Raw genomic sequence first — 17,025 nt, forward strand, 5'->3', positions numbered from 1 at the left:
TTCGGGAATTGAATATGGACATCGGCTTCATCGGTCTGGGCGCGATGGGCAGCGCCATGGCGCGCAACCTGGCGGCGGCAGGGCACCGGGTGCGGGCGTGGAATCGTTCGGGCGGCGCGGTGGACGGCGTCGAGATGGTTGCCACCCCGGCAGAGGCCTTCACCGGCGACGCGGTGCTGACCATGCTCTCCGAGGACGGGGCCATCCGGCAGGTCCTGCTGGACAGCGGTGTGCTGGATGCAGCGCCGAAAAGCGTCATCCACCTCGTGTGCTCCACGATCTCGGTCGCTTTCGCGCGCGAACTGGTGGAGCGTCATGCGGCGGCGGGCGTGGGCTATCTTTCGGCGCCGGTGCTCGGCCGTCCCGATGTGGCGGCGGCGGGCCAGCTCAACGTGATCCTCGGCGGTCCCGCCGAACATGCCGCGCGGCTGGAGCCGGTCTTCGCGGCGATCGCCGGCAAGGTCTGGGACATGGGCGAGGACGCCACGGTGGCCAATGCCGCCAAGATCGCTTGCAACATGATGATCACCATGGCCATCGAGGGCATGGCTGAAGCCGTCGTGCTGACCGAAGGCAAGGGCCTCCCGCGCGAGAAGTTCTTCGAGCTGATCCTGGGCACCCTGTTCGGCAGCCGGGTCTATCAGAACTATTCGGGCATCATTTCCGCGCGCGAATACGAACCGGGCTTCAAGGCCGTGCTCGGCCTCAAGGACCTTCGCCTGGCGCGAGAACTGGCGGCGGAAACCGCTCCGGGCACGCAAGGCAGCCTGCCGATGCTCGATGCCGTGCACGCGCGCATGGGGGAGGCCATTGCGGCCGGCCATGCGGACCGCGATTGGGCCGTCATGGCCGAACACACCATCGACACCGCCCGGGGCTGAGGCTTCCGGCAAGGCGAGACGGCACCGCGAGGGAGAGCGATTGGCCCCCTCGCGGCTGCCGAGCCAGATCATTGCGGTGGACGTTCAACGGAACTTTCGCGGCCAGCGAGCCCCAGGCACGACATGGGTTGGAGCAATCTCGGCCAGTCCGGCCGATGGGGCCGTCAGCCCTTGCGGCGCTCGCCCACTTCCAGCAGGTCGGCCTCGCCATCCAGCATGCGGGCCAGGTCGGCGCGAGCGCGAGCGACGCGGCTTTTCATCGTGCCGATGGGGCAACAGGCGATCTGGGCCGCTTCCTCGTAGCTGAACCCCGAGGCGCCGACCAGCAGCACGGCCTCGCGCCGCTCGGGGGCCAGCTTCTGCAGGGCTGTCTCCATGTCGCCGAGATGCAGCGGGCCTTCCTGATCGGCCTCCATCACCAGCATCCGCTCCACCGCGCCTTCGTCGAGGTCGGTCTGGCGCTTGCTCTTGCGCAGCTCGGACAAGTAGTGGTTGCGCAGGATCGCGAAAGTCCAGGCGCGCATGTTGGTGCCTGCCGTGTAGCGGTCGCGCGCGGTCCAGGCCTTGATCGCGGCCTCCTGCACGAGGTCGTCCGCGAAATCCGGACGGCCGGACAAGCCGCGGGCGAAGGCGCGCAAATGCGGCAGCACGGTCAGGAGTTCGCGGCGGAACTCATCGTCCTCGGGCCGGGGAATGCTGGGATCGACGCGCGTTGCCGCGGGTTCCTTTGCGGTGCTCGTCGGTTCGGGCGGGGTGGGGGAGTGGGGTGGGCTTTCGGCGCCTGACCGGCCGGGCAAGGAAGCCTTGGCGTCAGGCATCGTCCGCCCCGTCCAGCTTCTTGAGAAGATCCTTGAAGCTGTCCGGAAGCGGTTCGTCCACCACGGAGTTGTAAAGCTTCCTCAACCCTCCGGCCCAGCCCGGTTCGCCGTCCTTGCGGAGTTCCGGCGGTAGCCCAGGCGTTGCCGTATCACCCCCTCCAGGGGCGACGCGGCGGTCGGCGCCATGTCCTTCGGATTGATTCAACTTTGACTCCATCGCAACCTGAACACTTGCTTGCTGGCGGGGAGCGGGTCAAGAGTCATGCTGCAACCGCGTTGCAACGCCGTCGATGGCACACCTGATCGCTGTCCTATCGCCGGCAAGGCAACCGAACGTCGTTTTCGTTGGAACAATCGAGGCCTGTCTTGGTTCCCTCTGCTATGAAGTCTTGTCCTGGGCTGGCTTGCGAATGGTCCGGAGCATGGCAATGCTCTTGAGAAGTGATTCGGCTCGGCTGAAATGGCGTGGATTTCCGGTGATTGACCAAGCCCTGCTGGACAGGGTTCAGAAACAGGCGTGGTTCCACAAGTACCCACGCGGCTGGCCGTTCCTGCTGTTCGTGATCGCCTCGATCACTACGGCGGTTTCGGTCATGGCCATCGAGCGGGCCGATCGCCAGACGCGGCAGGTCGAACTGGACCGCAATCTTACCGAGATCGCTTCGGCGTTGCAGCGCCGCGCCACGGAGAACATTGCGTTGCTACGCGCCGGGGCCGCGCTCTTCGCGACTCAGGAAAACGTCAGTGCCGATCAGTTCCGCTCTTTCGCGGAGGACCTTCAGGGCAAGGGCGATCTCTACGGCTCGCTGGGCATGGGCTGGGCACCGCTGGTGCCGGCCGACCGCCTTTCGAACCTGGAACTGTCGATCCAGGGCAGCGACCGACCGGACTTCCTGGTCTATCCCCGTCCCGACGTTTCGCGGCGCAATCTGGCGCCAATCGTCTATCTCGAACCCGACGACGGCACGAACCGTGCCGCGCTGGGCTACGACATGCTGTCGGAGGACGTTCGCCGCGCGGCGATGGAGCGGGCGATCAAGCTGGGCAAGCCGGTTGCCTCGGGCAAAGTCCACCTGGTCCAGGACGTCAGCGACAGGAAGCAGACGCCGGGCTTCCTCATCTACATGCCCGTCATCGCGCCGCGCTCCGGCGGGCAGGTGAAGGGCTTCGTGTTCAGCCCGTTTCGCGCCGAGACTTTCCTGGAATCCGCCAGCGAACTCTACCGCAACAACAATATCGACCTCGGCGTCTATGACGGCGCGGTGGAGCCGGAAAAACTCCTGGCCGAACGGCGCACCGAGGGTTCCTCGGGGCCGCAGATGGAGCGCCGGATCGATCTCGGCAGCCATACCTGGGTGGTCGTCATCAGCGACCGCAAGAGCGGCGTGCTGTCGACCGCCTCGCGCATCACCCTGTTCTTCGGCGCGCTGGCCTCGCTGATGGTCATGGCGATCGGCCGGCTGATCACGCGGCGTGCGGCGGAAGACCGCATGGTGCTGGAATGGCTGCAGAGCCAGGCCGCGATCCGCAATTCGCTGACGCGCGAGCTTAACCACCGCGTCAAGAATACCCTTGCCAACGTGCTGTCGATCGCCGCGCTCACCCGGCGGCGGGCCTCGGACATCGACGATTTCACCGAGAGCCTCACCGCCCGCATCCGGGCGCTTTCGGCCACGCACGACTTGCTCTCGCAGTCCGACTGGACTCACGCGATCCTGGGCGACGTCGTCCGCTCCGAACTGGCGCCTTACATGGAGGGCAACGAAAGCCACGTCGAGCTGTCCGGCCCGGAGATCCGCCTGGCCCCCAACGACGCGATGTCGCTGGGCCTGGCCATTCACGAGCTGGCGACCAATGCCGCCAAGTACGGCGCGCTCAGCAGCAGCGGCGGGCGTATTCACGTCAACTGGGTGCTGGTCAGCCCGGATCTGGCCGAACTCGATTGGCGCGAGGAGGGCGGTCCGCCCGTGCGCGAACCCGTCAAGCGCGGGTTCGGCCGCGACCTCATCGAGAAGATCGTCGCGCACGAACTCAAGTCCGAAGTGGATCTTCGCTTCAAGCCGGAAGGCGTCGAATGCCGCCTCAAGGTGCCGGTGCGCGCCAGCCGCGAATTCGCGCTGAGGACCGACCGCAAATAGCGCGCGCCGGTACTCCATGTCGTCTTTCGGCATTTTCACCAAAACTTAGGTGAATGCCGATTAGGATGAACAATCGTTCATCCGGGAGGTGGGACATGGACGCGCGTAGCTGGGATCGACACATCGTCGAAAAGAAGATCGAATGCCGGGACGGGGAAACGGTGGGGAGCGCTTTCCTCTACGACCTGTCGGCCGGTGGCTGCATGCTGGAATTTCCGAAGGACGGACCCGGCAGGGGAACGCGGCTGGAGCTGGATCTCTGCCGCGACCAGCTCGTGCCGGGGGAAGTCGTCTGGCAAGTGGGGGGATGCGCCGGCGTGCGGTTCCTGGCGCCGATCCACGAGGCGGTCGTGCGCCACCTCGGTTTCCAGCCGCCGCCGCTCTCGTTCGACGAGCAGACCCCGCGCGACCGTTTCGGCCGGACTTTGCCGCCGCTGGACGCAGGGGAGCGCAGAAGCGCGCCTCGGGTGTGACGAGCGGATAAGCGGCGGGGGCGGGAGGGCGACTGCCCTTCACCCGCGCCGGTATGTTTCATGCGTCGAGCCCGTATCAGCGGCCTGAACGCGTCAGCGCCGCGCCGGCCGCTGGGCCGGGCGCGACGCCGAAGTCTGGAACAGGTTCAGCCGAGCGGCTTGCTCGAACCGAAGAACAGCGCCTGGCTGATCGCCGCGCGCACGGTCGCTTCCTGGAAGGGCTTGGTGACGAGGTAAGTCGGCTCCGGACGCTCGCCGGTGAGCAGGCGTTCGGGATAGGCGGTGATGAAGATCACCGGCACGTCGCCGAACTTGAGCAGGTCTTCCACCGCTTCGATGCCCGAGCTGCCATCGGCCAGCTGGATATCGGCCAGCACCAGTCCGGCAGGCGAGCGTTCGAAGATGTCGAGCGCCTGGGCATGGGTGGCGGCAGTGCCGACCACGCGGTGGCCCAGTTCGCTGACGAGGCCTTCGAGCTGCATGGAGATCAGCGGCTCGTCCTCGATGATGAGAACGTCGGTGGTGCTTTCGCTCTCGATCTCGAGGATCGCCTGGGCAACCAGGGCATCGACCTCTTCGGGCGAAACCGCAAGAATGCGGGCAGTATCCTCACGCGAGAATTCTTCCACCGTGGTCAGCAGCAGGGCCTGGCGATGGGTGGGCGCAATCGTGGCGAGGCGGGTCTGCGCCGCCTGTTCGTGCTGGCCGCTCTCGCCCGAAAGGCCGGGCTCCTCGACATGGCCGGTCGCCCAGATGCGGGTAAAGGCGGCGTAGAGCGCGGCGCGGCTGCGGGCGATATCCTCGCGCAGCAGCTTGTCGGCCAGGGCCGCTTCCAGAGTGGCGCGAACGTAAGTATCGCCCGACTGCTGCGAGCCGGTCAGCGCGCGTGCGTAACGGCGCAGATAGGGCAGCTGCATGGCGATCTGATCAGAGACGGACATTGAAATTCCTCGGATCGTGGGAAGTCATCTTCCTGTGTTCTTCATCGTATCGGTGGCCCGCGCCCCTCCCGACCAGTCATCGATTTCTGACGCCGCAAGGGGTGCAGGGCAACCTCAAAATTTTTCTCCGAAAGCCAGCATTCGCGGGAACCAAGTCGAGGGTCGCTCGTTTGCTCGGTATCACCACTGGCTCCCCCACCCCCCGCAAACCGGTGGTGACCCGATCCCGGAGGCCTTCGTTCACTTTCGAGTGGACGGAGGCCTCAAAGTTTACGGGCCGGCGATGTTCCCAAGATGAACGAAAAAAATTGCACTGGCTGCCGTGGATGTGACCTGCGGTTGCGAGTTGCCGAGCCTGGACCATCGAGGCTGCCAACTCGCGGGTTTCACTGAAGATCGCGCATCCGGCTCGTTCTGTCTTGTATCGAACGTAGAAAACCGTCGCTGCTGCGTGTCTGCGGAACTCTTCGGGAACTTTGTGTGCATTAGTCGCGTTTGCCAATTCGACGGACCATGAAACGTGGTCAGCCAAGGAGGGAACGCAATGTCCGCAGCAACCGAAACCAGCGCCGGCACCGAAACAGTGAAGGCCGTGGCCGTGCCAGTGGCAGCCCTCAGCGACCGGGATTTCAAGCGCGCGCTTGCCGAAGTGGCGCCGCATCTTCGTGCATTCGCCCGCGGCCTCTGCGGCTGCCGCGATCGTGCCGACGATCTCGCCCAGGAAGCCATGCTGCGCGCATGGGCCGCACGCGAGCGTTATGCAGCGGGCACCAACTTCAAGGCCTGGACCTTCACGATCCTGCGCAACCACTTCTATAGCGAAGCCCGCCGCGCCCGCTTCCACGGCGAGTACGACGAACTGGCGGCGGAACGCATCCTGCGCGCCGAAGCCAGCCAGGAAAGCGCTGTCGAACTGGCGGACGTGCTTCGTGCACTCACCGCCATTCCGGAAACCTATCGCGAGGCCCTGATCCTCGTGGCTGCCGGCAATCTTTCCTACGAGGAAATCGCGCGTATCTGCGGCATTGCCCTGGGTACCGTGAAGAGCCGCATCTGCCGCGCCCGCGCGATGCTGTCGAAGGTGATCGAGTCGGGCCAGCTTCCCGATTTCCGCCACAACTTCGTCCTCACCGGCGAAGCAATCGACGCCTTCTTCGCCGAACTGGTGAAGATCGCCAACGTGGACGAACGGGATGCCATCGCAGCCTGACGCCGCAGCGGCCCCCCGGTCGCTTACAACGCGCTTGCTTTCGAGGCCCTCGCTTTCAAGGCCCTCGCTTTCACGGCCTGAGTCTTTGGGAACAGTGTCTTGGGCGCGATGATACAGGCAGCCGCCAAGATCCTCATCGTCGAAGATGAGTTTCTGGTGGCGCTACAACTCGAAGACATCCTTTCGGACGGCGGCCACGCCGTCCTGGGCACTTTCCCCGATGCCGCCTCCGTGGCGGCATTCGGGGAAGCCCCGGATGTTGCGCTGGTCGATCTCAACTTGCGCGACGGGCTCACCGGCCCGGCCGTGGCGCGCGATCTCGCCCTGCGCTTCGGCGCCCGCGTGATCTACGTGACCGCCAATCCCGGCCAGATCGACAAGCCGGCCCAGACCGCGGTGGGCATCGTCCAGAAGCCGTTTTCCCGGCAGGCTATCCTCTCCGCCATCGCTTACGCGATGGAAGACTGCCCGGACCACGCCCGTCCCGCCGAACTGGAACCGCTGCTTCGCGCCTGATGGGGATGCTTCCTGCCTGACGGCGGGGATAGGGTATGGTATGGCCGCAAGGCTTGGGACCGTTTCGGTCCCAGGCCTTTTGCAGGGAGCCGACCATGACGCTTCGCCGCTACACTTTCCCCCTCATCGCACTCGCCGTGCTGACTGGCACCGCGCAGGCGCAAATCCCCAGCCAGATCAATCCTGGCGCCATCGGCAGCTCGGCCTTGCCCGATGTCGCTTCCACCGGCGCAGGCAATGCCGCGGGTGTTCTGAGCTATTGCATGAAGCAGAAGCTGGTGGATTCGGTGGAGGGCAATTCCGTCTTCGGCCAGCTTTCCAAGAAGCCGGAGGTGTCCCAGCAATCGGAGGACTACCAGTCCGGCACTTCGGGCAACCTCATCAGCGCAGGCAAGGCGCCTTATTCTCTGGACAAGGCGCCCAAGTCCGTTCGCAAGACCGTGTGCAACATGGTGCTCAAGCAGTCCCGATCCTTCCTCTGACGCCCTGACCCTTACGGCCGGACACGAGAAGGGGCGCGAAGGGGCTGGCCTTCGCGCCCCCCGGGAGCACTCGGTCGCGCGATCGACGAGGGATTCAGACCGCGCCTACCTCGTGCTCGCCAGCCTTTGACGGATCGATCGTACCGCCGGTCGCCAGCTTGAACAGGCCGGTGATCCCGACGTCCGAAGTCCAGACTTCGGCATCGTCGACCTCGAAACGCAGCATGACGATGGAGGGATCGTCCTTGCCGTTGGGGAACCATGCCTCCACGGCATTGCTCCAATGCTTGTCGCGCACGGCGCGGTCGGTTTCCTCGACCAGTGTGCCGGAAACGCAGGCGAATACATCGTGGCCCTTGGTCATGACCTGGCCCATCGCGCGGCCGCCGGCGCCGATGCGGTTGTCCCGCTTGCAGAAGAACCACACGGCGTGGTGCGCTTCCTTGTCGAGCAGGGCGGTCATCGGCTCGGCATGGCCATGTGCGGCATCGAGCTTGATCATCATGAACGGGCTGGCGGCGAAGGCTTTCCAGAACCTCTCGCGGACGTGGCTTTCCATGGCAGGTCTCCTCCTGGTTGTTAACGAAGCAACGCCGCCAAAGCCCCGGATGTTCCCGTACCGCATGGCGCGTTCGGCGCGTTCGCAAACGCACCGAACGGCGCGGCGGGGCTGGGCCGGCTATTCGCGCTCATCGCCCGGCTTCTGTTCCGCCGCCAGCTGGAGTTCCTTGGGTTTGCGGTTCTCGAAAGTCTTCGCCATCGTCCTTTCGGCGTCCGCGGAGAGTGTCTTCGCGGCCGAGGGGAACATCTCTTCCTCTTCCTCGTCGATGTGATGCAGGTAGCGGTGGCGCATGTCCTTGAACTTCATGAGCCAGGCGCTGGAACTCATGTCGATGTCCAGCAGCTCGCCCAGGAAATCGTCGATCTCCTTGTGCTCCGAAACGGAGTGGCGCGCTTCGTCGCGAAGGTCGGGGCAGGCCAGCATCGTCGCATAGAGGGACTCTTCCTCGGCGGCGGCATGGGCCTGGAGTTCCTGGCGCAGCGCTTCGAACAGTTCGCGGCGTTGGGGGCTGTCGCCTTGGGTGTCGCCCAGACGGGCCAGCATGTCGCGGTGGCGGTCGTGGTCCGCCTTGAGATCCTTGAAAATACGGGCATCGGCCATGGTGTCGCTCCTTCCTGGGGCAATTCGTGTTGCCGAAGGAACGGGCGCCCCCGCGTTGCGGTTCCGCAGCGCTGACCGGTGGCCGACAACCTCGCGCCATATCGTGCGTTTTCCTGGTGGAGATGCCCGCAGGCCGAACCGCCCCGAGGCTGACCGATATCGCGACCACAGGATAGATCGATGCCCCGTCTGACATTTGCCGAAGAAACGGAGCCCGGCATCAGCCGCAAGCCGGTGAAGGGCGGCAAGATCGTCAGATGGGCCTATTTCGACCCCGATGGAGACCGCATCAAGGACCGGGACGAGATCGACCGGCTCAATCGCATCGCCCTGCCGCCCGCTTATGTCGACTGCTGGTTCTCCGCCGATCCCGAGGCGCATCTCCTGGCGACCGGCTTCGATGCGCGGGGGCGCAAGCAATATCGCTACCATCCCGACTGGCGCGCCGACCGGGACGCGCGCAAGTTCGACCGCTGCGCCGTTTTCGGCGAGGCGCTGCCCGGCCTGCGCCAGCGCGTGGCCGAGGATCTCGCCCTGTCGCGCCTCTGCCGGGAGCGGGCGATCGCCTCGGTCGTGGCCTTGCTGGACAGTGCGGCGATCCGCATCGGCAACGAGCGCTACGCCGAACAGAACCGCAGTTTCGGCGCGACGACGCTGCGGGGTCGGCACGCGACGGTGAAGGGGCGCACGCTGAAGCTGCGGTTCCGCGCCAAGCACGGCAAGCTGCGCGAGGTCATGTCCAGCGACCGCGCGGTGGTGGCCTGCGTGCGCAAGATGCAGGACCTGCCGGGGCAGCATCTGTTCCAGTATCTCGATGAGGAGGGCTGCGCCTGTCCCGTGGGTTCGCAGGATGTGAACGATTACCTGCACGAAACCATGGGCGATGATTTTTCGGCCAAGGATTTCCGCACGTTCGCTGCCAGTGCCCTGGCCTTTACCCGGATCTGGCAGGAGCCGGACGTGACACTCAAGGGCTTGCTGGAGGACGTGGCGGAGCATCTCGGCAATACGCCGGCGATCGCCCGCAAGTCCTACGTCCATCCAGCGCTGATCGCTTTCGTGCGCGCAAGCGATCCGGTGCCGAAGCTGCCGTCCGAACTCCCGCGCCGAACCCGGTGGCTCGCGCGCGAGGAACGGGGATTGATGGCCTTTCTCGAAGCCGCGCCGCCGGCGGCAAGCTGGGGTTAGTGCCCGAAAAGGTCAGGTCTGGAGAGACGGGGCAAGTGCCTTGGCCCGATCCCCTTACCCTTCGTGCAGCCGGGCGATGGCCGCGCGCACTTCGCGTTCGCCGTAAGGCTTGGTGACCACGGGCACGCCCTTGAACAGGCCGGACATCAGCGATCGCTCGCCATAGCCGCTGGCGAAGATGAAGGGCACGCCGCGCTCCGCAAGTGCCTGAGCCACCGGCTCGCTGGTTTCCCGGCCGAGGTTGACGTCGAGCATGGCGAAGGAGACTTCCCCGGTCTCGATCAGCGCCATGGCCGGCTGGATCGAACCGGCCACGCGGCAGTCCTGGAAGCCTATGTCGCGCAGCAGGTCCTCCGCTTCCATGGCGATGATGATGTTGTCTTCCACCACCAGGGCGATGCCGTTCTGGAGCGCGCCGGTGAGGTCCGCGCCGTCCGCAGGTGCGGGCGCGGGGCGCAGTTCGGACGGGCTGGGCGTCTCGAAGCTGGCGACATGGTCCGCGGGCAGGAGGAACAGCGCCTTCATCCCCTCCCTGGGGTAGATCACCGAGGCGGATCCACCCAGTTCGTGCGGGATAGTGCGCTCGATGATGGTGGAGCCGAAGCCGCGCCGGGTGGGCGTGGCAACGGGCGGACCACCGGCTTCGCGCCAGTCGATCTCCAGCGAGCCGTCGTCGCCGCGGTCGAGCGTGACCGTCACGGTCCCGCGCGGATCCGACAGGGCGCCGTACTTGCACGAATTGGTCATCAGCTCATGGAACACCAGCGCCAGCGTCGTGAAGGCGCTGGGCGCGACCAGCGCGTCGGGGCCGTCGATCACCACGCGGTCGGCGCTGTCGCTGGCATAAGCGGCGGTCTCGGTACGAATGAGGTCGTAGATCGAGGACGGCGTCCAGTCCTTCTGCGTCACCTGGTCGTGCGCGCGGGCGAGGGCGTGGATGCGGCTGCCGACGATATCGGCGAATTCGTCGATGGTCGCGGCGCCCTCCTTGCTCTGCGCCACCAGGCCGCGGATCAGGTTGAGGATATTGCGCACGCGGTGGTTCAGCTCCGCGATCAGCATGTCCTGCTGGCGAGTGGCCTGCTCACGCTCGACATGGGCGGCGTCGGACAGACGCAGCACGACTTCGAGCAGGGTGATGCGCAAGGCTTCGGCGGCGAGAACTTCTTCCTCGGCCCAGGGCAGGGAGAAGCCGCGGCGTTCCTCCTTCCAGATCTCGAAGCTCTTGCGGGGCGTCAGGCGCGCCCCGTTGGGACCAAGCTCGACCGCCTTTTCCGGATTTCCGGCCCATTTGACTTCGCGTACCTGCTCCTGGCGGAACAGGACGATGTAGTCGCGCGGGGAGCGGCTGACCGGCAGCGCCAGCAGGCCCGCGGCCTTGTCCAGCCATTCGCGGGCAGGCTCGAAGACCGCGCCGATGGAATCGGTGGACCAGATCGTGCTGGCGCCGGCGGTGTTGAGAAAGCGGGCGAGTTCGGCGAACTGCTGCTCGCTGGGCGCGGCGCCGTGGCTCATGAAGCGTCCGTCCACCCAGCCGATCGCGCCGTCGAAGGGGATCACGCGGCCGATCGATTCCGAGAAGTCCTCGAAAGCCTCCAGCAGCGACCCGCCACCCGCGACCCGCGACATCATCTCGTCGTGAAGCCGCATCGAGGCTGCGCGCTGTTCCAGCGCGAAGTCGGTTTCCTTCTGCTCCAGCAGATAGGCGAAGAACTCGCCGAACAGCTCGCTGGCGGTGCGGACGGAGTAGGACAGACGCAGCGGCGAATAGTGATGGCAGGCCATCAGCCCCCAGAGCTTGCCGCGCCGCATGATCGAAACCGACATCGATGCCTTCACGCCCATGTTGCGCAGGTATTCGATGTGGATCGGCGAAACCGCGCGCAGGCCCGACATGGACAAGTCGAGCGGGTCGCCATTCGGGTCGGTCACCGGATGGATCGCCACGGTGGGATCGTCGATGTCGCTGATGATGCGCAGCAGGTTGCGGGTGTAGAGCCGGCGTGCCTGCGCGGGAATGTCGGACGCGGGGAAGTGCTGGCCTTTGAAGCTGTCGACCATGCCGTTCAGGCTTTCGGCGATCACTTCGCCGGCGCCGTCGTTCTCGAAACGGTAGACCATCACCCGGTCGAACCCGGTCAGCCCGCGCAAGTGGCGGGCGGCGTTGGTGCAGAGCTGCTCGATGGAGGTGGCCTGGCGCAACCGGTCGATCATCGGGCGCACATAGCTCACGAAGTCGCGGCGGCGGCCGCCTTCGTGCCGCTCGATCTCCAGCACGTAGGACCGGCCGGAGACATGGATCGCCATGTCGAACAGGCGGCCATCGCCGCGCAGGTCCACCTCGAAGACGCGCTCCACCGCGCTCGCCCCGCCCAGTACCTGCAGTCGCGAGCGGATGTCGTGCATGGCGGCGGGGGACAGGAACTGCATGGCCGGCAGACCGACCAGTTCACGCGGCGCGATGCCGAACAGCTCCGCGCAGTTGAGCGAGACGTGGTTGATGATCCAGTCGCTGGAGAACGACAGGAGCCATCCGAAGCTCTGGATACGGCCGATGACGTGGATCGGTTCGAGATCGCAGGTGGTGAGGTCGACCTGGGGCATGTCGTCAGCCACGAACATCGCCTTCCGGTGCCGGAGCCTCGCCTTGCGCAAGATCGAAGGCCTGTGCGAAAGTGGCGAAGGCACTGCGGGCGGCCGAGACCGCCGCCTGGCCCTCCAGGTTCCCGGCGCGCTGCGCCTTGAGCCAAGGCACCAGCGCCTTCCACAGGCCGTGGCCTGCCTCGTCCTCCATGTAGCGCGAGGGCGTGCCATGGGCGCGGCCCCAGTAGCCTTCGCGGCGGATCACCGTCATGCCCAGCCGCGAACCGGCGACGACGTAGCAGGTGCCTGCGGCTCCGGCATCGGTGGCTCCGGCATCAGGGGCTGGCGCACCGCGCGCCGCGTCGTCAGGCATGGGGAGCGCCGCAAGGCGCGCGGCATCCATGCCCAGTTCGGCAAGGTCGGCCCGCAGCATGGCGGGATAGTCCGGGATGGACTGGCCCAGCACCGTCTCCGCGAAGTGGCGGACGATGGGGAACAGCGGCGCAAGGCCGATGGCATGGGCGGCCAGGAAGCGCGCCTGCGCTTCGCGGCGGCTCAGGTCGAGCGAGCCGAAAGCACTGTCGAGCCCTTCGTGAGCCGGAGCGGTGGCGCCGCGCAGGGCAGCCAGCAGGTCGGCTTCTTGGGCAGTCAGGTCCTCGGTCCGCATCAATTCGTTCGCCTAAAAGGAAATATCTACAAGCACTTGGTTCAGGATGCGCGGGCGTTGCCCGGGCGCGCCCGCATACGGGACGTGCTTAAGCACAAGGATGCCCCGACTCGCCAGCATTTGTGCGCCTCGCGCTTTTGCCCCGCCCTTTTGTTCTGGCACATCCCGTCCCAACACCCCGTGCCCCGCACATCTTGCGAGGCATCACAACTCCGGCGCCGGAGAAATGTTCCTCCGTAACGCTTTAACGGCCCGGCACCCCTGCGTCTGTTCACTTCTGTACGCGGCCCAAGGGAACCGCAAGCGGCCAGCCGCATTACTGGCCTTAAGGCGCGGGAGAATATGGTGAGTTATATCAGGGAGCCGATGAAAATGGCCGTCCAGTCGGGCCACGAGCAGAGCGATCTTCTCGCTGCCCTGAGGCCGGCGGATTTTGCCCTGCTCGAACCCCACCTGGCCGAAGTGCAGATGCGGCCCGGCGAAGTGATCTACCAGCCGGGGGACCCGGTCGATTACTGCTTCCTGCCGCGCGGCGGCGCGATCTGCTCCTATTTCGTCGAACTCGACAGCGGCATCTCGGTGGAGACGATCCTGGTGGGCCGCGAAGGCGCGCTGGGCGGGGTGGTGAGCCACGGCAGCCTGCCGGCATATGCGCGCGCCAACGTGCTTCATGGCGGCCTGTTCTGGCGCATCCCCACGCGCCAGCTCGATGACGTGAAAAGCCGCTCCCCGTCGGTCGCCAGCCTGTTCGCGCGCTATGCGGACTGCGTCATGGCGCAAGTGTTCCAGTCGATCGCCTGCAACGCGGTCCATACCATCGAGGAACGCGCGGCCAAGTGGCTGATCGCCGCGGTGGACCGGATCGGCCGCAACGACGTGACGATGACCCAGGAACAGCTCGCCTCGATGATGGGGATCGGGCGCAGCTATGCCAGCCGCGTGCTCCAGCGCTTCAAGCGCGAGGGGCTGGTGCGGACCCGGCGCGGCGGGATCCATGTCGCGGACCGTGAAAGCCTGAGCGAGAAGGCCTGTTCGTGCAACGAGCACGTTGCCGCGCATTTCGAGAAAGTGCTGGGCGGCGTCTACCCGAAAGAGGACTGAGCGCGAAAGAGAATGGCGTGTCCGCCGCGCCGGTGATCCCCCAAGAAATACCGCAATCGCCTCCGTAATCGAGCAAAGTTGCCGGCGTTCTGCTGCAACACGGAGTGATGTCGTGAAATAGACATCGAAGTGACATCGAATTTGCGCTCAATTGCCATGAAGCGCTCTTAGCTACCCCTGTGCGAATGTCACAAGAACAGGGGCACACCATGACTGAAGGGCTTCCCGCCAACGGCTATACCGATGGCGATGTCGATACGAATCCAACTACCGAGCGCTCGCTGGAGAGCATGGCCGCGGAGCGTTACTCGCGCCGCCAGGCCCTGTTCCGCGGCGCCGGCGCCACGACCATGGCCTTCATGGGCACGGCCCTGCTGGCCGCCTGCGGCGATGACGACAACGAAAACACCGTTTCGGTCAGCGCCGGCGCCAATGCCGCGACCAGCGCCGGCCGCGTCGTCACGCTGACCGGCACGCCCGAGAACGGCTTCGGCGGCTATGCCACCGGCTGGGCCCAGACGTCCGGCACCGCCGTGACCCTCACCGGCACCGGCTCCACCGTCAGCTTCCTCGCCCCGGCCGTGAGCGCCGCCAGCGATCTGGTCTTCACGTTCTCGGCCACCAGCGTGACCGGCGAAGTGCGCACCGCCACCACCACCGTGCGCGTCTCGCCGGCGGTGCTCGGCTTTGCCGCCGTCGCTCATAGCCTGGAAGACAGCGTCAAGGTGCCCTCGGGCTATTCGGTCACCGTGATGACCCGCCTTGGCGACCCGCTCGCCACCGGTATTTCGGCTTATGCCAACGACGGTTCGGACAGCAACTTCGCCCAGCGCATCGGCGATCACGGCGACGCGCTGCACTTCTTCGGCCTCTCGGCCGCCGGCGGACGCGACGATGCCAGCTCGACCCGCGGCCTCATGGTGCAGAACCACGAGAACCTGAACGTCCAGTACCTCCACCCGAACGGCCCCACGAACGTTTCCACCGGCCCGCGCCCGGCTGCCGAAGCGCTCAAGGAAATCGAGGCCCACGGCGTCTCGGTGTCGGAATATGTCGATGCCGGAAGCCGCAAGTGGTCCTACGTGCCCACCGGCAGCTTCAATCGCCGCATCACCCCGAACACGCCGATGAGCTTCCACGGTCCGGCAGCCGGTTCGGCGATGCTGGTCACGGCTTACTCGACCAATGGGTCGATCGGCCGCGGCACCATCAACAACTGCGCCAACGGCATCACGCCCTGGGCCACCAACCTCACGTGCGAGGAAAACTGGGCCGGCTACTTCCGCCGCGACGCAGCGGACGACGCCAAGCGCAGCGTTCGCGAAATGACCGCGCTTGCCCGTTTCGGCGTCACCAGCCGCACCGGCAGCTATGCCTGGTCGTTCGCCGATTCGGCCGACTCGATCTACACCAAGTGGAATGCGACCATCATCGGCGCCAGTGCGGCCGAAGATTATCGCAACGAGCCCAACCAGTACGGCTGGGTGGTCGAGATCGATCCCTACGATCCCAAATCGACCCCGCGCAAGCGCACGGCACTGGGCCGCTGCGGCCATGAAGGCGCCTTCGTTCGCGCCGTCGATGGCCAGAAGCTGGGCGTCTACATGGGCGACGACTCGCGCCGCGAATACCTCTACAAGTTCGTGTCCTCGGCCACTTACGCCGCAGCCGATGCCGCCACGACCAGCCGCCTGGCCATGGGCGACAAGTACCTTGACGCCGGCACGCTCTACGTCGCCAAGTTCAATGCCGACGGTTCCGGCCAGTGGCTGCCCATGGTCTTCGGTTCGGTGCCGAACCGTGCGGCCGTGGGCACGACCCCGGAATATGTCTTCGCCGACCAGGCCGACATTCTCGTCAACACCCGCCTGGCCGCCGACGCGCTCGGCGCCACGCCGATGGACCGTCCGGAATGGACGGCCGGCAACCCGGTGACCGGTGAGATCTACCTCACCCTCACCAACAACAATGCCGCCGGCCGTCCGCTCACCGGCACCGACGCTGCCAACCCGCGCCACTACAACGACCCCAAGGGTTCGTCGAACACCGCGCAGTACGGCAACCCCAACGGCCACATCGTCCGCCTGCGCGAAGACGGCGACACCACGGCCGCGCTCACCTTCAAGTGGGATATCTACCTGTTCGGCGCGGATGCCGCCGATGCTGGGGCCAACGTCAACATCTCGGGCCTGACTGCCGACAACGACTTCTCCAGCCCGGACGGTTGCTACTTCTCGCGCGCAACCAATGCGGCAGGCCAGTTCAATCCGGTGCTCTGGATCGAAACGGACGACGGCGCGATGACCGATCGCACCAACTGCATGCTGCTGGCGGCCATTCCCGGCCATGTCGGAGACGGCGGCGCCAGGACGATCACCAACACCGGCTCCACCGGCGCCACCGCCACCCAGGCGACCATCGTTGGCGCGGCAGCGACCGCAGCGAACCTGCGCCGCTTCCTCGTCGGACCGGTCCAGTGCGAGATCACCGGCATCGACATGACGCCGGACGGCCGCACGCTCTTCGTCGGCATCCAGCACCCGGGCGAGGACGGCACCCCGGCCGCACCGTCGAGCCACTGGCCCGACAGCCAGACGGGCGCGGCGGCTGCCACCGTGCGTCCGCGCTCGGCGATCGTTGCGATCACCAAGGATGACGGAGGCGTTATCGCTCTGTGAGCGATGATGGGGGCGTTATCGCGCTCTGACGGAAATCCTTTAGCGATCGAAGGAGGAGGGGACGCAGCGCGTCTCCTCCTCTTTTCGTTCAGGGGCGCGTCGGTCGTATCGCCCCGGCGTTGCGCCGAGGGGATACTGCCGCTGGAACTGGTGCCCGCGATGGCTTAATGAACAGTCCTGTTGATAA

The 17,025-nt window shown here is 66.0% G+C and carries 16 protein-coding genes; 9 read left to right on the forward strand and 7 right to left on the reverse strand.

The annotated features are described in order from the left end of the window. Nucleotides 1–14 precede the first annotated feature (14 nt). Complete coding sequence (locus ACZ1J6_RS22335; protein WP_431568694.1) at nucleotides 15–881, forward strand: NAD(P)-dependent oxidoreductase; 867 nt, start codon at nucleotides 15–17, stop codon at nucleotides 879–881. Between the two features lie 164 nt (nucleotides 882–1,045). On the opposite strand, the gene ACZ1J6_RS22340 is transcribed toward ACZ1J6_RS22335, so the two are convergent. Both ACZ1J6_RS22340 and ACZ1J6_RS22345 read right to left on the reverse strand, forming a co-directional pair. Further along, nucleotides 1,046–1,699: a sigma-70 family RNA polymerase sigma factor gene (locus tag ACZ1J6_RS22340; protein ID WP_431568695.1), complete on the reverse strand. Its 654-nt coding sequence runs from the start codon at nucleotides 1,697–1,699 to the stop codon at nucleotides 1,046–1,048. Beyond that, nucleotides 1,692–1,904 carry a NepR family anti-sigma factor gene (locus ACZ1J6_RS22345; RefSeq protein WP_431568696.1) on the reverse strand — a complete coding sequence of 71 codons (213 nt, stop codon included), beginning with the start codon at nucleotides 1,902–1,904 and terminating at the stop codon, nucleotides 1,692–1,694. Before ACZ1J6_RS22345 ends, ACZ1J6_RS22340 begins: the two co-directional genes overlap by 8 nt. Before the next feature lie 271 nt (nucleotides 1,905–2,175). Here ACZ1J6_RS22345 and ACZ1J6_RS22350 point away from each other — a divergent pair, with 271 nt between their 5' ends. Both ACZ1J6_RS22350 and ACZ1J6_RS22355 read left to right on the forward strand, forming a co-directional pair. Beyond that, nucleotides 2,176–3,837, forward strand: a complete 1,662-nt coding sequence (locus tag ACZ1J6_RS22350; protein ID WP_134095098.1) for a CHASE domain-containing protein — start codon at nucleotides 2,176–2,178, stop codon at nucleotides 3,835–3,837. A 95-nt stretch (nucleotides 3,838–3,932) separates the two neighbouring features. Next, a complete protein-coding gene (locus ACZ1J6_RS22355; RefSeq protein WP_314463706.1) occupies nucleotides 3,933–4,310 on the forward strand; it encodes a PilZ domain-containing protein in 378 nt (125 codons plus the stop codon). A gap of 146 nt (nucleotides 4,311–4,456) precedes the next feature. Here the strand turns inward: ACZ1J6_RS22355 and ACZ1J6_RS22360 are convergent, their stop codons facing one another. After that, nucleotides 4,457–5,251: a response regulator gene (locus ACZ1J6_RS22360; RefSeq protein WP_132261806.1), complete on the reverse strand. Its 795-nt coding sequence runs from the start codon at nucleotides 5,249–5,251 to the stop codon at nucleotides 4,457–4,459. Between the two features lie 544 nt (nucleotides 5,252–5,795). Here ACZ1J6_RS22360 and ACZ1J6_RS22365 point away from each other — a divergent pair. The 3 genes from ACZ1J6_RS22365 (at nucleotide 5,796) to ACZ1J6_RS22375 (ending at nucleotide 7,459) form a co-directional block, all read left to right on the forward strand. Beyond that, on the forward strand, nucleotides 5,796–6,461 hold the full coding sequence (locus tag ACZ1J6_RS22365) for a sigma-70 family RNA polymerase sigma factor (protein ID WP_243654007.1): 666 nt from the start codon (nucleotides 5,796–5,798) through the stop codon (nucleotides 6,459–6,461). A gap of 108 nt (nucleotides 6,462–6,569) precedes the next feature. Next, a complete protein-coding gene (locus tag ACZ1J6_RS22370) occupies nucleotides 6,570–6,977 on the forward strand; it encodes a response regulator (protein WP_134095096.1) in 408 nt (135 codons plus the stop codon). A 95-nt stretch (nucleotides 6,978–7,072) separates the two neighbouring features. After that, a complete protein-coding gene (locus tag ACZ1J6_RS22375; protein ID WP_431568697.1) occupies nucleotides 7,073–7,459 on the forward strand; it encodes a DUF2501 domain-containing protein in 387 nt (128 codons plus the stop codon). Between the two features lie 94 nt (nucleotides 7,460–7,553). Here the strand turns inward: ACZ1J6_RS22375 and ACZ1J6_RS22380 are convergent, their stop codons facing one another. Both ACZ1J6_RS22380 and ACZ1J6_RS22385 read right to left on the reverse strand, forming a co-directional pair. Continuing rightward, a complete protein-coding gene (locus tag ACZ1J6_RS22380; RefSeq protein ID WP_134095094.1) occupies nucleotides 7,554–8,018 on the reverse strand; it encodes a pyridoxamine 5'-phosphate oxidase family protein in 465 nt (154 codons plus the stop codon). Between the two features lie 120 nt (nucleotides 8,019–8,138). Further along, nucleotides 8,139–8,621: a hemerythrin domain-containing protein gene (locus ACZ1J6_RS22385; protein ID WP_431568698.1), complete on the reverse strand. Its 483-nt coding sequence runs from the start codon at nucleotides 8,619–8,621 to the stop codon at nucleotides 8,139–8,141. 180 nt (nucleotides 8,622–8,801) lie between these two features. Here ACZ1J6_RS22385 and ACZ1J6_RS22390 point away from each other — a divergent pair, with 180 nt between their 5' ends. Further along, nucleotides 8,802–9,809 (forward strand): DNA topoisomerase IB, encoded by a 1,008-nt coding sequence (locus ACZ1J6_RS22390; protein ID WP_431568699.1) that lies wholly within the window; start codon nucleotides 8,802–8,804, stop codon nucleotides 9,807–9,809. Between the two features lie 54 nt (nucleotides 9,810–9,863). On the opposite strand, the gene ACZ1J6_RS22395 is transcribed toward ACZ1J6_RS22390, so the two are convergent. Both ACZ1J6_RS22395 and ACZ1J6_RS22400 read right to left on the reverse strand, forming a co-directional pair. After that, entirely contained in the window at nucleotides 9,864–12,431 is a 2,568-nt protein-coding gene (locus tag ACZ1J6_RS22395) for an HWE histidine kinase domain-containing protein (protein ID WP_431568700.1), read from the reverse strand. Further along, on the reverse strand, nucleotides 12,418–13,059 hold the full coding sequence (locus tag ACZ1J6_RS22400) for a biliverdin-producing heme oxygenase (RefSeq protein WP_431568701.1): 642 nt from the start codon (nucleotides 13,057–13,059) through the stop codon (nucleotides 12,418–12,420). Before ACZ1J6_RS22400 ends, ACZ1J6_RS22395 begins: the two co-directional genes overlap by 14 nt. Before the next feature lie 345 nt (nucleotides 13,060–13,404). Here ACZ1J6_RS22400 and ACZ1J6_RS22405 point away from each other — a divergent pair, with 345 nt between their 5' ends. Both ACZ1J6_RS22405 and ACZ1J6_RS22410 read left to right on the forward strand, forming a co-directional pair. Next, entirely contained in the window at nucleotides 13,405–14,160 is a 756-nt protein-coding gene (locus ACZ1J6_RS22405; protein WP_243654009.1) for a Crp/Fnr family transcriptional regulator, read from the forward strand. A 209-nt stretch (nucleotides 14,161–14,369) separates the two neighbouring features. Then, a complete protein-coding gene (locus ACZ1J6_RS22410) occupies nucleotides 14,370–16,838 on the forward strand; it encodes a PhoX family protein (RefSeq protein WP_431568702.1) in 2,469 nt (822 codons plus the stop codon). Nucleotides 16,839–17,025: the final 187 nt, after the last annotated feature.

Source organism: Novosphingobium sp. BL-S-21, assembly GCF_055521655.1.

What these genes read in the sequence shown, in the direction of transcription:
- ACZ1J6_RS22335 (WP_431568694.1), top strand. Translation starts at nt 15, where the DNA reads ATGGACATCGGCTTCATCGGTCTGGGCGCGATGGGCAGCGCCATGGCG.
- ACZ1J6_RS22340 (WP_431568695.1), bottom strand. Translation starts at nt 1,699, where the DNA reads ATGCCTGACGCCAAGGCTTCCTTGCCCGGCCGGTCAGGCGCCGAAAGC.
- ACZ1J6_RS22355 (WP_314463706.1), top strand. Translation starts at nt 3,933, where the DNA reads ATGGACGCGCGTAGCTGGGATCGACACATCGTCGAAAAGAAGATCGAA.
- ACZ1J6_RS22360 (WP_132261806.1), bottom strand. Translation starts at nt 5,251, where the DNA reads ATGTCCGTCTCTGATCAGATCGCCATGCAGCTGCCCTATCTGCGCCGT.
- ACZ1J6_RS22365 (WP_243654007.1), top strand. Translation starts at nt 5,796, where the DNA reads ATGTCCGCAGCAACCGAAACCAGCGCCGGCACCGAAACAGTGAAGGCC.
- ACZ1J6_RS22370 (WP_134095096.1), top strand. Translation starts at nt 6,570, where the DNA reads ATGATACAGGCAGCCGCCAAGATCCTCATCGTCGAAGATGAGTTTCTG.
- ACZ1J6_RS22375 (WP_431568697.1), top strand. Translation starts at nt 7,073, where the DNA reads ATGACGCTTCGCCGCTACACTTTCCCCCTCATCGCACTCGCCGTGCTG.
- ACZ1J6_RS22380 (WP_134095094.1), bottom strand. Translation starts at nt 8,018, where the DNA reads ATGGAAAGCCACGTCCGCGAGAGGTTCTGGAAAGCCTTCGCCGCCAGC.
- ACZ1J6_RS22385 (WP_431568698.1), bottom strand. Translation starts at nt 8,621, where the DNA reads ATGGCCGATGCCCGTATTTTCAAGGATCTCAAGGCGGACCACGACCGC.
- ACZ1J6_RS22390 (WP_431568699.1), top strand. Translation starts at nt 8,802, where the DNA reads ATGCCCCGTCTGACATTTGCCGAAGAAACGGAGCCCGGCATCAGCCGC.
- ACZ1J6_RS22395 (WP_431568700.1), bottom strand. Translation starts at nt 12,431, where the DNA reads ATGTTCGTGGCTGACGACATGCCCCAGGTCGACCTCACCACCTGCGAT.
- ACZ1J6_RS22400 (WP_431568701.1), bottom strand. Translation starts at nt 13,059, where the DNA reads ATGCGGACCGAGGACCTGACTGCCCAAGAAGCCGACCTGCTGGCTGCC.
- ACZ1J6_RS22410 (WP_431568702.1), top strand. Translation starts at nt 14,370, where the DNA reads ATGACTGAAGGGCTTCCCGCCAACGGCTATACCGATGGCGATGTCGAT.